The 13817-nt window shown below is 36.7% G+C and carries 17 protein-coding genes; 2 read left to right on the forward strand and 15 right to left on the reverse strand.

The genetic code is table 11. From position 1 onward, the window contains the following. Positions 1 to 468 precede the first annotated feature (468 nt). Positions 469 to 1182, reverse strand: coding sequence for an RNA polymerase sporulation sigma factor SigK (gene sigK, locus MKX67_RS16130; RefSeq protein WP_095372484.1), 714 nt, complete (start codon positions 1180 to 1182; stop codon positions 469 to 471). Between the two features lie 113 nt (positions 1183 to 1295). On the opposite strand from sigK, the gene MKX67_RS16135 reads away from it, so the two are divergent. Continuing rightward, complete coding sequence (locus MKX67_RS16135) at positions 1296 to 1529, forward strand: hypothetical protein (protein ID WP_341056587.1); 234 nt, start codon at positions 1296 to 1298, stop codon at positions 1527 to 1529. 236 nt (positions 1530 to 1765) lie between these two features. On the opposite strand, the gene MKX67_RS16140 is transcribed toward MKX67_RS16135, so the two are convergent. The 5 genes from MKX67_RS16140 to MKX67_RS16160 all read right to left on the reverse strand — a co-directional run bounded on the left by MKX67_RS16140 (position 1766) and on the right by MKX67_RS16160 (position 5771). Continuing rightward, positions 1766 to 1909, reverse strand: a complete 144-nt coding sequence (locus MKX67_RS16140; RefSeq protein ID WP_095372483.1) for a YrzI family small protein — start codon at positions 1907 to 1909, stop codon at positions 1766 to 1768. A gap of 425 nt (positions 1910 to 2334) precedes the next feature. Then, the gene (locus MKX67_RS16145; protein WP_322909611.1) at positions 2335 to 3471 is read right to left on the reverse strand and encodes a bifunctional cystathionine gamma-lyase/homocysteine desulfhydrase; all 1137 of its coding nucleotides are present in this window, start codon (positions 3469 to 3471) and stop codon (positions 2335 to 2337) included. Position 3472: 1 nt separating this feature from the next. Further along, positions 3473 to 4396 carry a cysteine synthase family protein gene (locus MKX67_RS16150; RefSeq protein WP_095372481.1) on the reverse strand — a complete coding sequence of 308 codons (924 nt, stop codon included), beginning with the start codon at positions 4394 to 4396 and terminating at the stop codon, positions 3473 to 3475. Positions 4397 to 4416: 20 nt separating this feature from the next. Further along, the gene (mtnN, locus tag MKX67_RS16155) at positions 4417 to 5118 is read right to left on the reverse strand and encodes a 5'-methylthioadenosine/S-adenosylhomocysteine nucleosidase (RefSeq protein WP_095372480.1); all 702 of its coding nucleotides are present in this window, start codon (positions 5116 to 5118) and stop codon (positions 4417 to 4419) included. Positions 5119 to 5132: 14 nt separating this feature from the next. After that, entirely contained in the window at positions 5133 to 5771 is a 639-nt protein-coding gene (locus MKX67_RS16160; RefSeq protein ID WP_095372479.1) for a class I SAM-dependent methyltransferase, read from the reverse strand. Between the two features lie 183 nt (positions 5772 to 5954). Between MKX67_RS16160 and MKX67_RS16165 the strand changes: the two genes are divergently transcribed. Then, positions 5955 to 6173 carry a DUF2536 family protein gene (locus MKX67_RS16165; protein WP_322909612.1) on the forward strand — a complete coding sequence of 73 codons (219 nt, stop codon included), beginning with the start codon at positions 5955 to 5957 and terminating at the stop codon, positions 6171 to 6173. A 156-nt stretch (positions 6174 to 6329) separates the two neighbouring features. Here MKX67_RS16165 and MKX67_RS16170 read toward each other — a convergent pair whose 3' ends face one another. From MKX67_RS16170 to MKX67_RS16210, 9 genes are all read right to left on the reverse strand, one after another. Next, entirely contained in the window at positions 6330 to 7013 is a 684-nt protein-coding gene (locus MKX67_RS16170) for a DUF1510 family protein (protein ID WP_233435217.1), read from the reverse strand. A gap of 83 nt (positions 7014 to 7096) precedes the next feature. Beyond that, positions 7097 to 8857: a penicillin-binding transpeptidase domain-containing protein gene (locus MKX67_RS16175; RefSeq protein WP_322909613.1), complete on the reverse strand. Its 1761-nt coding sequence runs from the start codon at positions 8855 to 8857 to the stop codon at positions 7097 to 7099. A 66-nt stretch (positions 8858 to 8923) separates the two neighbouring features. After that, complete coding sequence (gene greA, locus MKX67_RS16180; protein WP_095372476.1) at positions 8924 to 9400, reverse strand: transcription elongation factor GreA; 477 nt, start codon at positions 9398 to 9400, stop codon at positions 8924 to 8926. A 146-nt stretch (positions 9401 to 9546) separates the two neighbouring features. Beyond that, positions 9547 to 10182 (reverse strand): uridine kinase, encoded by a 636-nt coding sequence (gene udk / locus MKX67_RS16185; protein WP_095372475.1) that lies wholly within the window; start codon positions 10180 to 10182, stop codon positions 9547 to 9549. Between the two features lie 120 nt (positions 10183 to 10302). Beyond that, positions 10303 to 10944 (reverse strand): O-methyltransferase, encoded by a 642-nt coding sequence (locus tag MKX67_RS16190; RefSeq protein WP_322909614.1) that lies wholly within the window; start codon positions 10942 to 10944, stop codon positions 10303 to 10305. Positions 10945 to 11181: 237 nt separating this feature from the next. Further along, positions 11182 to 12306 (reverse strand): endolytic transglycosylase MltG, encoded by a 1125-nt coding sequence (gene mltG / locus MKX67_RS16195; protein WP_322909615.1) that lies wholly within the window; start codon positions 12304 to 12306, stop codon positions 11182 to 11184. 432 nt (positions 12307 to 12738) lie between these two features. Next, a complete protein-coding gene (locus MKX67_RS16200) occupies positions 12739 to 13020 on the reverse strand; it encodes a DUF1292 domain-containing protein (RefSeq protein WP_095372472.1) in 282 nt (93 codons plus the stop codon). Positions 13021 to 13032: 12 nt separating this feature from the next. After that, positions 13033 to 13449 carry a Holliday junction resolvase RuvX gene (gene ruvX / locus MKX67_RS16205; protein ID WP_095372471.1) on the reverse strand — a complete coding sequence of 139 codons (417 nt, stop codon included), beginning with the start codon at positions 13447 to 13449 and terminating at the stop codon, positions 13033 to 13035. A gap of 1 nt (position 13450) precedes the next feature. Then, entirely contained in the window at positions 13451 to 13717 is a 267-nt protein-coding gene (locus tag MKX67_RS16210; RefSeq protein ID WP_095372470.1) for an IreB family regulatory phosphoprotein, read from the reverse strand. Positions 13718 to 13817 lie beyond the last annotated feature (100 nt).

The raw sequence follows: 13817 nt of genomic DNA on the forward strand, positions 1-13817 counted from the left end.
TCTTGGACGCGCCGCTATTGCCGTTTACAGCATTCTGAGGAAAAAACGGAAATAAGTGCGCAGTCAACATTAAACAAAGCTTTATGTTGAGTTGAACATTCATAAAAAATCCAATCGATGCGGGGTTCCCTTGATAATCACACAGGTTACAGTGGTTCTTCATTTTGCGATACTCTCGACTTCCTTTACTCACTTGCATTAGGCAAGTTATATGCGGAAATCAATCATTAGAAATCCGCTTTTATGTGGGCAATCGATAATATTCACACATCTCAAATTCATATTATACTAGTAATTAAAAGTACTTGGTTTAAATTTATTGTGTCAATGATTAAACGACCCTTTTCTTCATAAAGCTCGTTCATTTCAATACTATCTTTTACATAGCTCTTACCTTACATTGCAGTCATTTTTCTATACTACAAAGAAACCACAGCATGGAAACTGTGGTAAATACATACGGTATTCTTAATTCTTCTTCTTCTCTTTTTCCGCTCGATAAAACTCATGAAACATTTTCATTAATGCTCGTTTTTCAATACGCGAAACATAGCTCCGTGAAATACCTAATTCTTTTGCTATCTCTCTTTGCGTCTTTTCCTTCTTTAAATCCAACCCAAACCGTCCCACAATCACTTCTTTCTCTCTTTCGTCCAATACATCAATGTATTCTCGCACCTTCTCAAGTTCCATATTTAGTTGAATCGTATTAATCACATCTTCTGATTCTGACTTTAGCACATCAATCAACGAAATTTCATTGCCTTCTTTATCCTGCCCGATTGGATCATGAAGAGAGACATCCTTCTTTGTCTTCTTTAATGCTCTCAAATGCATGAGAATTTCGTTTTCTATACATCTTGCGGCATAAGTAGCAAGCTTTGTTCCTTTGCCTTCAGAATAGCTTTCAATCGCTTTAATTAACCCTATTGTACCGATAGAGATAAGATCCTCAGCATCTTCTCCTGTGTTCTCGAATTTTTTTACAATATGTGCGACAAGTCGAAGATTATGCTCAATTAGCATATTGCGTGCGTGTGAATCCCCTTCTGCCATTTGCCTTAAGTATTTTTTTTCGTCACTTGAAGATAAAGGCTGAGGAAAAGCATTATTCTTCACATATGAGACAAGAAAAACAATTTCTTTAACTAAAAATCCAAGTGCTGTCATAATTCCAGACATAGAGCCACCCCCGCTAGTTTGAACTTTTCGCCTATTAACCATTTCTATGTAGTGGAAAAGCTGTTATTGTCTGTCCTAGCGTATTAATTTTCAATTACAGTGTTTATTGTTTAGTGGAATTGGACGAGGTGTATGCCAATCAGTTAATATGGAGATATAAGAAATGGATAGAAAGTGGGAACGCTAGTTTGGGAGTGAATCGTTTAGTATTAGGGATTGTTTTTCTTATCATCGCCATGGTTAGTATTGCTGAAATTATATTTGAAGGCTTTTCTTGGAAACCAGTTGTCATTTTTGTCATTGGTTTATTTTTAATTATGTTTTTATGGAAACGACCTGATAAATAAAATCATGATGGGACATCTAAAAGCTAGAGGTCCCATCAATTCTGTCATTATATTTTTCACTTTTGATTTCTATATTTTTTTGTAAAATAAACTGTGAATAGAGTTATTTTTATCGCCACATACTCTCCCCCTACAAAACTACGTTAGGTTGAGTCCTTCTCAACCCAGAAATAAACCTTTCTTCCTTGTAATAAAAACATCATGATCTCCTCCACCTTTCTTTATTTCCTTTATCCTTAGTAAAAATTGCGATAGATTTCTTCTTGTCGTGCTTTATGGTCTTCAAGAAGACGGTTTACATATTCATCATGCATACGTTCTTCAACCGAGCGTTTTCTAGCTTTAATTGTCACCGTTAGAAAAATTAGATTTAATGTCATCCTGCAGCACCTCCTCTCTTTATCTATCCAAAAAATGCACACAAAAATGCCGCAAAGGGGCACTCACCCCCTTACGGCATTAAGAAATAAACATAAAAATGCCGCAGGAGATGACAATTCCTCCCTGCGGCATGGATAGACAAAAAATTAAATGAAGCGATCCATTCCAAATAGGTCGAAATTGATTTGTATTTGAGTTTCATTTACTGCTGTAGTTAAATTGCATAAGTTTTTCATTGTTTCCGACCTCCCTTTTCTTTAGAATATTTTCGCTTACATTGGTAAGTATATCCAAGAAATAGCCATTTGTAAACGGCTTTTTGCAAAAAATTTTAAAAAGGGCGAAAATAATTATTTTTCTCCCTAGAACGCCCTACCTTTCTTTGAGAACAGAAAAAAGCCCACCCCTTAGGTGAGCCTCAACTTTACTTTTCTAAAGCTAACTTTAAATCTTCAATTAAATCCTCAACATCCTCTAAACCAACAGAAATTCTTACAAGTCCGTCTGTGATACCTAGTTCATCTCGACGTTCTTTCGGTATAGATGCATGAGTCATTCTTGCTGGAACGGAGATTAAGCTTTCAACAGCACCGAGGCTTTCTGCAAGAGTAAAGTATCTCACATTTTCAAGTAGCTTATCAGCATTCTCTTCACTGCCAACATCAAAAGAAACCATTCCTCCAAAACCATCAGCCTGTTTCTTGGCGATGTCGTGATTTGGATGAGACTCAACCCCAGGATAATACACTTTTGATACTGCAGGATGCTGTATAAGAAACTCGACAATCGCCTTTGTGTTACTTTCCGTTTCCTCCATTCTGATTCCTAATGTTTTAATCCCTCTCATTAGCAACCATGAATCTTGAGGCCCTAACACTCCACCGGTTGAATTTTGAACAAAGTGTAATTCTTCTGCGAGCTTATCACTATTTACAACCACTAACCCTGCAACAACATCGCTATGTCCACCTAAGTACTTCGTCGCGCTGTGAAGCACGATATCTGCACCTAACTCAATTGGAGTTTGCCAATATGGTGTTGAAAATGTATTATCAACAATTGTTAAGAGATTATTTTCTTTAGCTAATTTTGCTGCTGCTTCAATATCCGTGATTTTTAGAAGTGGATTTGTTGGTGTTTCAATATATACAGCCTTTGTATTTGGCTTTATGGCAGCTGTGATATTGTTTAAGTTACTTGTATCAACAAATGTCGCTTCAATACCGAATCGATTAAGCACTTTCGTAATCACACGATAAGTTCCACCGTATACATCATCAGTGAGGATGATATGATCCCCACTATCAAAAAGCATCACAGTAGCAGTGATTGCTGCCATCCCTGAGCCAAAAGCAAAGCCTGCATGCCCAGCTTCTAAATCTTTAATAAGCTCTTCTAATGCATGTCTTGTTGGGTTACCTGTACGTGAATACTCAAAGCCTTTATGATTACCTACTCCGTCTTGTTTATAAGTACTTACTTGATAGATAGGTACAGATACTGCACCTGTTGTTGGATCACCAGCAATTCCGCCATGAATTAATTTTGTTTTTCTTTTCATATCAAATACCTCCTTCATAAATCTTTTTACTTAAATAACGCTCACTGCCATCTGGAAAAATCACCACAATATTCGTACCTGCTGGAGCTTGTTCTGCTTCTAATAATGCTGCATGCAAAGCTGAACCAGATGAACTACCGACAAGCATTCCTTCTTTTTCAGCTAATTGCTTTACTCTATTAAAAGCGTTCTCATCACTTATTGTATGAATGCTATTAAAATAAGTGGTATCCATATAATCTGGTAAAAATTCCATACCGATTCCCTCTGTTTTATGCGGACCAGATTCGCCACCATTTAAGATGGAGCCTTCTGGCTCAACAATGACGGTTTTTATTTGTTCTCTTTTTTCTTTCAAATAACGAGCAGTGCCCATAAATGTGCCACCTGTACCTGCACCGGCTACAAATATATCAACATTCCCATCAAGATCATCCCATATTTCAGGGCCTAAAGTTCGGTAATAAGTATCCGGGTTAGCCGGGTTTGCAAATTGCTGTGGACAAAATGCATTAGGGATTTCCTTTAAAAGCACTTCTGCTTTGGCAATGGCACCTTTCATGCCTTCTTCTGTAGGTGTTTGAACGACTGTAGCTCCTAAAGCTCTCATCAGATCTTGCTTTTCAATACTAAACTTCTCAGGTACACAAACAATCACATTCACATCTTCTTTTAATGCTGCTAGCGCTAGACCTATACCTGTATTGCCTGCTGTAGGCTCAATAACTGTTCCACCTTTTTTTAACTTACCACTTTCAAAGGCGTTTCTTAATAATTCTTGTCCTAGGCGGTCTTTTACACTGCCACCGGGGTTCATGTATTCTAACTTAGCAAATAAACGCACACCTTCTGGTAAGTCAAACTGCGAAATTTCTACCATTGGCGTTTGTCCAATTAATTCATGAATGCTTCGGTAAACCTTCATAACTTCCCGTCCTTTGTTGATTATTTACTTTTGATTCCTTCTACTATTTTCATAACAAGATTTGCAGAGTGTAGTGCTGCTTTCTCTAGGAATTGATCAAAAGAAATATTAGATTCTTTACCAGCAATATCAGATAAAGAGCGAATAATCACAAAAGGTGTATCAAAGGCATGAGCAACCTGCGCAATCGCTGCTGCTTCCATTTCTACTGCTTGCAATGCCGTGAATTTATCTTGTATTAGTGCCGTTTGCGCTGGGTTGCTAATAAATGAATCTCCAGTCGCAATCAGTCCTCTTATAACTGTTATACCTTCTAACTCTTTACCACTCTCTTCAGCAATTTCCAATAACGCCTCATGTGCAATAAAGGCAGGAGGTTGTTGTGGTACTTGACCATATTCATAACCAAATACAGTTGCGTCGACATCATGATGTCTAACTTCAGATGAAATAACGACATCACCTACATTTAATTCAGGGTTGAATCCTCCAGCAGACCCTGTATTGATAACATAATCCGGCTTGAACTTCTCCAAAAGAATGGTAGTGGACATTGCTGCGCTCACTTTACCAATGCCAGAACGAAGAAGAACAACGTCTGCTCCGTTCATTTTACCTTCTGTATATTCACAGCCAGCAATCACTTGCTGTTGCTTCTCATCCATATGGTCCCTTAAAATTGTTACTTCTTCTTCCATTGCTCCGATAATAGCTATTTTCATTACTTTCCCTCTTTCTAAGCTTTGACACCTTCCATAATCCAAACAAAATCATTGCAGCGATTAAATGAAACTGTAAAACCATTCACCCGCATAATCTCTCTTAATACGGGGATTGTCGTATAGTATTCTCGCTTTAAATCTTCAGCTAGATTATGATAACCCTTTTCAGTGGCATCAGTAATAGCCTTTTGATAAGCATCTACAGATTCATACATTGTATCCGCAAACACTATTTTACCACCTGAAGGTAACATCTTTCCATACTGTTCAATCGCCAAAGACTTTTCTTCATCTGTTAAATGGTGAAAGGCATAAGAACTTACTATAGTATCTACGTTTTCATCTATTTGAAAGTTTAAGAAATCACCATCGAGCACTTTTGCTTTATCTTGTAACTTGTTGATAGCAATCTCTCTCATTGATTTCGACGGTTCAATCCCGATAACAGTTAAATTACGTTTTAATAATTTTGCAGTTAAATTGCCTGTACCTGGGCCAAATTCTAATACATTACCTGTTGCTCTATCTGCCACCTCTTGTAGCAATTGATCATAGTATAAGAAAACATCCTTATATTCTTCATCATGGCCTGTTACTGTATCATCATATGTTTTAGCCCACTCTTCGAATAATTCAATAAACTCTTTCCCCATTTTGCACCCTCCTGCACGTAATTACAATAGCAATAATTCCTATGAGTATACTATGAATTAATTTGTAACATGTTCCCAATCTACCACACCCCTTCTTAAGTTTCAAGAAAAATCAATATCCACTTTTCTCATTGCACAGAAAATGAAATTTACTTAAAATTAGGAGTGATAGCGTATGAAGGGATGATTAACTTGAACTTTCAATTAGATTTTATTGAGGATAAAGTAGAATTTTTCGAAGCAACAAAGCTGGACGATTTAGAAAAGAAAATAAATGACCAAATTGAAACAAATAAAGCCATTATGCTAGAAGTTCATCATGTCGCTCACCAAATGCATATAGATGAAAACGGCAAAAGGTTCTATTCAGCTGTTGTTCATTTTAAACTGAAGAAAAAGTAGAATAAAAATTGCATGCGAAGCAAATGATCCTTTGTGGCAAGTGGACACTTAGAATTCACCACTTTCTAATATGCAGCCATATGTTGACTCTCGATGCAAAAAAACGCGAACAAATGAATGTTCGCGTTTCATTCTGGCTAGGAAAACCAGTTTTTCTTATATACTATTTAATTCTTCTACCTTCGTTGGTTTCCATCCTTTTCCGTCTACCCATTCAATATATACACGATACATTTCATCTTTATTAGGTGAAGCGACTGTACCAACAGAACGATTTACACCGTCATTACCAAGGAAATAAACAGTCATAGCTGAACGATCTAATCCAGTAGCATAAGTGATTGCACGAAGCATTTCATCCCAATCCACATGACTCTGATCATACACAGCTGTCGGATGGTCGTCTTGTACTGTACCTACAGGTTGCCAAGCCGGATTTTCTACCGTTCTATTGACATCAGCACTACTGCCGCCTTCAGTGACAATCTCTTCCTCTTTTACTTTTTCTTCATTGTTTTCTTCTTCATTACTTTCTTCATCTTTATTCTCTTCATTATCTTTATTTTCTTCTTCCTCACTGTTACCTTCTTGACTTCCCTCATTTGTTGCATCATCTTTCTCATCACTGCTATTTTCTTTAGAAGTTTCTTCATTATTTACTTCTTCATTCGCAGCAGAATCCGCTGGTTGATCCTCGTCTTTTCCACCGGAGAAAATAATCGTACCAACAACGATGATGAGCAGAATAACGACGCCAATTAAGCCATTTAAGATTATGTTTGTTTTTTTCCTTTTCGATCTTTTATCATAACGGGATGAACCATTATCAGTATTATTCAAAGGAATACCTCCTAATTTAAAAAAGAAATATCATAGCTGAAAACATTTTAACATGTCTTTTAAAAAACTTGAAGGGATAACCATTACGTGGAATGATCTAATCTATGTATTTCTTTCACAATATCAGCGAATAAAGAAAGTGGTGATGGGTCGGTACTTTTGGCATCTAACCGGACGGTTACTAGTGCATATCTTGGGTTATCATATGGAAAATAGCCAGCAAACCATTTATTTTCTAGTTGCTGCCCATTCACTTTTTTCCCTGTTTCCCCTGTTCCAGATTTGCCTGCTACTTGATACGGTAAATTTTGTAGTTGCCTACCTGTCCCCAAATCATGATTGACAACTTCAAGAAGAAGCTTTTGTAATGATATGGCTGTATATGGCTTAATATTTTTACCAACAATTTTTTTAGACTGAAAGCTCTTTACTTTCGTCCCATTTTTATATTCTAGTTGTGAGGCGACACGTACCATCTGCTTTTCTCCACCTCTTGCGATTGTTGCCATCATATTCGCCACAGCTAACGGTGTACTGCGGACATCTAATTGACCAATGGATGTTAGAGCAATTAGATTTGTATCTTTTCTATTTCGCGGATCACTAAAGACCTGGCCTTGTTCTTCATCTGCCAATTGCTGAAAGCCTTTTAAATGATAGAAATCTCCTTGCCATCCTACTTTTATCGATAGGCCTAATTTATTGGCATAGCTATCCACCACCAATGGTTCTATAGACATCAGCTCTTTGCCGACCGTTGCAAATGTATAATTACAACTTTTCGCAAAACTATCTTTAAAATTAAGCATGCCGTATTGATAATTTTCATCGATTTCTCCATTGATTGACCGATTACAATCAAACATACGACTTTTTGCATCTAGCCCATAATCTATCGCTGCTGCAGCGATAACAGTTTTAAAAATAGACCCTAGTACTTGATTTTGTACCATAAAATTATTTGTACCTTCTTCGCCATGAGCGAAAGGGTTGACTGGGTTCACTTTCGGACGAGAAACCATCGCGACAACTGAATTATCCTCAATATCTATTAACACCATCCCCCCTTTGGTAACCTCGTTTTTATCGACTAGCATTTCCATTCGTTGCTGCCATTCAAAATCAAGCGTCGTTCTAATATTCAATGGATAAAAAGGGTTCGCAGGGTGAACATACTTTACATTCGAGCCAAATAAAGGCCTTCCTTTTCCATCAACATGATAAATGAGCTTTGTTTCACCTTCTCCAGACAAAAGTTCATCAAAGCTTTTTTCCATACCAGTTGCACCTAGTCTTGTTATATTAGATAAGTGTTTATTAGGATATCTTTTGGTTAGTAAAAAATCCCTATTGGCAATCCCTAATAATTGTCCTGCTGGTCTCTCATAAATCGGGTATGATTTTCTCACTGCAAATACACCTGGTATTTCCAACTGATTAATCTCCTCCATTTGTTCATTAGACAAAATGAAAGGTTCTCGCTCACCATATACAATAGGATCCTTTATTGCTTGAACTTTTTGACGGAATTGACTATTATCAACTTTAAGAATTTCAGCTACACTCGAGACATCCCATTCTATATCTTTCAGGAACGGAAAAAGGATTAAGACCGTTTTATAGGCTACAGTTAATTGTTTGCCATCTCTATCAAGCAAATTCCCTCTCTCGGCATCTATAGCTATTTCCTTAGAGCGTTGTGCGACACTTTGACTGATCAAGTTAATGTCTCTATTTGTAAAATGCTTTGTTTCAAACAACTGTATTTGAGCCAGTCTAACAATAAGTATTGATAAAATAATCATCATAACAGAAACAAACAGAATGACTCGTTTTCTTTGCATAAAAACACCTCGTCAAAAGTGTTGACGAGGTGTTTCTATTTCAAACGCTAAAACACAATAATTTTATTAGTTAATACTTGTTATCTTAACACTCATTTCTCCACCTGGTGTTTGCACAGACACTTCTTCGCCTACTTTTTTACCAATAAGGCTTTTAGCAATCGGAGAATCATTGGAAATTTTGCCCTCAAAAGGATCTGCCTCTGCACTACCTACGATAGAATAAGTCTCTTCTTCACCATCAGGTAATTCTACGAAAGTAACAGTTGAGCCTAAGCTAACTGCGTCGCCTTTCATCTCATCCTCAGTAATGATTTTAGCATTACGAATCATGTTTTCAAGAGTCGTAATACGACCTTCTACAAAAGCTTGTTCTTCTTTAGCAGAATCATATTCTGAGTTCTCAGATAAGTCACCAAAACTACGAGCTATTTTTATACGTTCAACCACTTCTTTTCGTTTAACGGTTTTTAGGTTTTCTAGTTCTTGTTCTAATTTCGTTTTACCTTCTTGTGTCATTGGAAATACTTTTTCTGTACTCAAAACACCCACTCCTTTACCATATATAACCAATTATTGGTCAAAAGTATGTATGAATTTTATAAACAATGCATTTACAGCGCGTCCTTTATCGAACGCGCCTATCTATGCAAACGTTTGTAGCCTTATTATTTTTCTATGCTATTGTGTCATAAAAAAGACTTTTCTTCAAGAATTGTTTGAATTTTTGTGACCATTAAATCAATCGCCACTTTATTTTGTCCACCTTCAGGAATGATAATATCGGCATATCTCTTAGTCGGTTCGATAAATTGATTATGCATTGGACGAACAACACTGACATATTGCTCAATTACTGAGTCAATGGAACGCCCTCGCTCCTTAATATCACGCATAAGCCTTCTAATAATTCTTAGATCTGCATCCGTATCGACAAACAGCTTCATATCCATTAAATCACGTAAACGCTCATCTTCAAGTACAAGAATACCCTCTAAGATAATCACATCTTTTGGTTCAACAACGATGACATCATCTGACCTCGTATGAATAGAATAGTCATATACAGGCTTTTCGATGACCTCGTGATTCGTTAAAGAGATGATATGCTCAATTAATAAATCTGTGTCAAACGCAAGTGGATGATCATAATTGGTTTTCAAACGTTCTTCAAACGGTAGATGTGCTTGATCTTTATAGTAATAGTCTTGTTCTAACATAAGAATAGAATGACCTTGAAATTGATTATAAATCGCCTTCGTTACACTTGTCTTTCCAGAGCCTGATCCACCAGCTACACCGATCACAATCGGTTTTCTCTTCATCTTTATCAATCTCCCTAACATCGTAGCTTTTTTGCTACTGTTTAACAATATACACCTTTTTGCTATGATTGCCAAACATATGGTACTTATACTAGTAATAATTCTTTATCACAACAAAACTTATTTCTTTCTACTAATCGCAACACCATCACCAATAGGCAAAATCACCGTATGGTAACGATCATTTGTCATAAGCCATTCATTAAATTGGTCAATTTTTTGCACTAGGTTGCGGATGCGTTTTTTTTCTATCTCTGCTTTTTCATAAACAAGGCCTTTAAATAACACGTTATCGGTAATAATTACACCTGTATCATTTAAATATTGACTATACATCTCGAAAAACTTCTTATACTGTCCTTTTGCTGCATCAATAAATATCATATCATAGTCACCTAATATTCGAACCTCATCTTCTTGCTCTAATGCATCGCCTTTAATTAAAGTGATTTGATTCGCCATGCCGCTTCTTGCAAAGTAGTTCTCTGCCTTTTCATAACGCTCCTGATCTCTTTCCAATGTAACAATATGAGCAGATGGACAAGCTTCAGCCATTCGTAAAGCGGAATATCCGATTGCTGTTCCAATCTCTAATATTTTTGTTGGTTGTTGAATTCGTACAATCTGTAACATGGCTTCAATACCTTCTAGTTCCATGATTGGCACACGATTTTCCCTAGCGTATTCTTCCATTTCCATGAAGAGGTTTGTACGATCCGGTATTAATTTTTGCATATATGTAATTAGCTCATCATTTAGCAATTACTCTCACCTCTATTAATTTAACTTCCATCCTTTGCATATGCAAGAAAAAAAGCGCTCACATTAGTAGATTGTCAACAAGAGCTTGGACCATCTACGCTATCTGCATGATACGCCACATAAAAAAATATATAAAATGCTTGTGCTATTTTACCACATAAAAAAGAGGAAAGCTATGAGATTTTATCATAAATGATGATCTAACATCATTCACACCTCTTTAGCTTCCTCTATTTTTTAATTATTACTAGTTATGTGCTCATTTTTCTTCACATTATGTTCATCCAATGTTTTAGAGAATAAAACTTCTCCTTCTGGTGTAGCTAGGAAATACAAATAATCCGTTTCTTCAGGATTCAAAGCAGCTTCAATAGAAGTTGAACCTGCATTAGCAATCGGTCCAGGTGTTAGGCCATTGTATTTATATGTGTTATATGGGTCATCTATTTCTAAATGCTTATACAATGTCCTTTCCTTATGCTCACCATGTGCATATAAAACGGTGGGATCTGTTTGTAAAGGCATATCTTCATCCATACGATTATAAAAAACGCTGGCTATCTTATCGCGGTCCACTTGTGCAGTGGCCTCTTCTTCGATTAATGAAGCCATTGTGAGTAATTCATGGACAGACATCTCTTTGTTCTCCATTGCATCTGTGTACTGAGCAAGCACTTCACTTGTCTTCTTAATCATTGGTGTTACAATTTCTTCTAACGTTGCATCTTCTTTGTAGTAATCATATGTGGCAGGGAATAGATAACCCTCTAAAGGGTATTTTATATTCTCCGCAAAAACATCATCAGTAATGACACTTGGAAATTTCTCCTGCATTTCCTGTACAAATGCTTTATCATTTAATTCTGCAAAGACTTCGTCTGCGTCCATGCCTGCTTTTTCTGCTATAATTGCTGCAATTTGCTCCAACTGCTTGCCTTCAGGAAGTGTGACTTTAAACACGACTTCTTGATCAACATTTCCAGTTTTCAGCTCTGATATGACTTGACCTAAAGTCATCGCCGGTGCCAGTTCATAAGTTCCTGCCATAAAGCCTGATTCATTCTTTAGCTTCACATAGTATTTGAATACTCTAGCATCCTTTATTATCCCATTCTCTTCTAATACTTGTCCGATCCCTGAAACGGATGAGCCTATAGGGATTTCGACATTTTTGACTTTGTCGTTATCTGGATTAACAGGTTTTAAAGCAGAATTCACATAAAGGAACCCACCTAGCCCTCCAACACCTATGATTACAAATAATATTATGGCTGTAATTAACACGATTTTACGCACAACTTTCGCCTCTGTTTGCCTCTCTATCAACTGTTTTTTCATCTTACCTTTTTTATCATCTGTCATGGTAAACCTCCTTGCAACTATTTCCCCTTACTATTCATACTTCCTTTTTGCCTCATGTTGCTACTGTATTAATAGCTGGAAAATAGCTCTCATACATCTCGGATTATTATACTATACTTTCTGTCATAGGATAGCATATTTAGACAAAATTCTTCTACTATAGAACGAATCAGTTATACTGAAAGCGTTAATCAATAATACCTCTCCCTTAATAATGAATGAGTTAAGTTTATAGAGAATGAGATAGAAATGAGGACAATGCTGAAAGTGGAGGTTTTTTTTGAGATAGGTTATATTTTGCTAAGTCTTTTTTTACTTAATGTTTTTTTGTTGTGTGATATTAATTCTGGGTTAGCCTTAGTCGCAAGTTCACCTGCGAAGGATGATAGAACATAAAAAAAAGACCCACTAAATACGCGGGTCTTTTCAAATTTATTCTTCTTCGTTTTCTAAAAATGTATTTAACATCTCTTCGATAAGGTCCCATTCTTCGTCCGTTTCAATTGGCATTAATTCACCATCAGTATTATCTTCACTTGGAACGAATGCAGATGCATGAATTTCAACCTCTTCTTCATCCTCATCTGCACCAATTGGATAATAAAGAACATAAGATTTGCCAAATTCTTCAGAGTCAAAAGTAAAAAGCACTTCGCAAAGCTGCTCGTTACCTTCCTCATCTACTACTGTGATATTGTTTTCTCCGTGATCCATTTCTTTCACCTCTTAATTCTGGCTATCTAAATAACCTTGTAAAATCATGACTGCCGCCATTTTATCAATCACTTTTTTCCTTTTTTTGCGACTGACATCTGCATCAAGTAGGACTCTCTCTGCAGCGATTGTAGTGAGACGCTCGTCCCAATAAATAACCTCAACACCGAAACGTTTGTTAAGTTCATTACCATAGAACTGACTCGCTTCACCTCTAGGCCCTATTGTACCATTCATGTTCTTAGGAATGCCAACAACAACCTTTGTTACTTCATATTCTTTGAGCAGCTCACCAATACGTTTAAATCCGTACTGATTCTGTTCCTCATTTATTTTCACTGTTTCGATGCCTTGGGCTGTCCAACCAAGACCATCACTAACAGCCACGCCGACCGTTTTTGAGCCGACATCTAATCCCATTGTACGCATATTATCCCTCTCGTTGCTGTTTTAAATACGACTTCACAAGTTCTTCAATAATTTCATCCCGTTCTAACTTGCGAATCACATTCCTTGCATCTTTGTGACGGGGTATGTAGGCAGGATCTCCAGAAAGCAGGTAACCTACAATTTGATTAATAGGATTATACCCTTTTTCCTGCAGGGCATCGTGAACATGGAACAAAACTTTATTGACATCTTGTTCAAATGGTTCCTCAGGAAAATTAAATCTCATCGTTTTGTCAAATGAGCTCAATTGCTACACCTCACTATTCTGTTCTTAAGCGATTAAGCTACCTATTCAAAAAGAGAAGGATGGATAGCTACACCAAGTTCATGAAGAAGAGGTTATATAA

The sequence above is a fragment of the Cytobacillus sp. FSL W7-1323 genome (assembly GCF_038595015.1).
GTDB lineage: Bacteria > Bacillota > Bacilli > Bacillales > Cytobacillaceae > Cytobacillus > Cytobacillus kochii.

What these genes read in the sequence shown, in the direction of transcription:
- mltG (WP_322909615.1), bottom strand. Translation starts at nt 12,306, where the DNA reads ATGACAGATGATAAAAAAGGTAAGATGAAAAAACAGTTGATAGAGAGG.
- udk (WP_095372475.1), bottom strand. Translation starts at nt 10,182, where the DNA reads ATGAAGAGAAAACCGATTGTGATCGGTGTAGCTGGTGGATCAGGCTCT.
- MKX67_RS16160 (WP_095372479.1), bottom strand. Translation starts at nt 5,771, where the DNA reads ATGGGGAAAGAGTTTATTGAATTATTCGAAGAGTGGGCTAAAACATAT.
- sigK (WP_095372484.1), bottom strand. Translation starts at nt 1,182, where the DNA reads ATGTCTGGAATTATGACAGCACTTGGATTTTTAGTTAAAGAAATTGTT.
- MKX67_RS16200 (WP_095372472.1), bottom strand. Translation starts at nt 13,020, where the DNA reads ATGGATCACGGAGAAAACAATATCACAGTAGTAGATGAGGAAGGTAAC.
- MKX67_RS16140 (WP_095372483.1), bottom strand. Translation starts at nt 1,909, where the DNA reads ATGACATTAAATCTAATTTTTCTAACGGTGACAATTAAAGCTAGAAAA.
- ruvX (WP_095372471.1), bottom strand. Translation starts at nt 13,449, where the DNA reads ATGCGTACAATGGGATTAGATGTCGGCTCAAAAACGGTCGGCGTGGCT.
- MKX67_RS16165 (WP_322909612.1), top strand. Translation starts at nt 5,955, where the DNA reads ATGATTAACTTGAACTTTCAATTAGATTTTATTGAGGATAAAGTAGAA.
- MKX67_RS16175 (WP_322909613.1), bottom strand. Translation starts at nt 8,857, where the DNA reads ATGCAAAGAAAACGAGTCATTCTGTTTGTTTCTGTTATGATGATTATT.
- mtnN (WP_095372480.1), bottom strand. Translation starts at nt 5,118, where the DNA reads ATGAAAATAGCTATTATCGGAGCAATGGAAGAAGAAGTAACAATTTTA.
- MKX67_RS16145 (WP_322909611.1), bottom strand. Translation starts at nt 3,471, where the DNA reads ATGAAAAGAAAAACAAAATTAATTCATGGCGGAATTGCTGGTGATCCA.
- MKX67_RS16150 (WP_095372481.1), bottom strand. Translation starts at nt 4,396, where the DNA reads ATGAAGGTTTACCGAAGCATTCATGAATTAATTGGACAAACGCCAATG.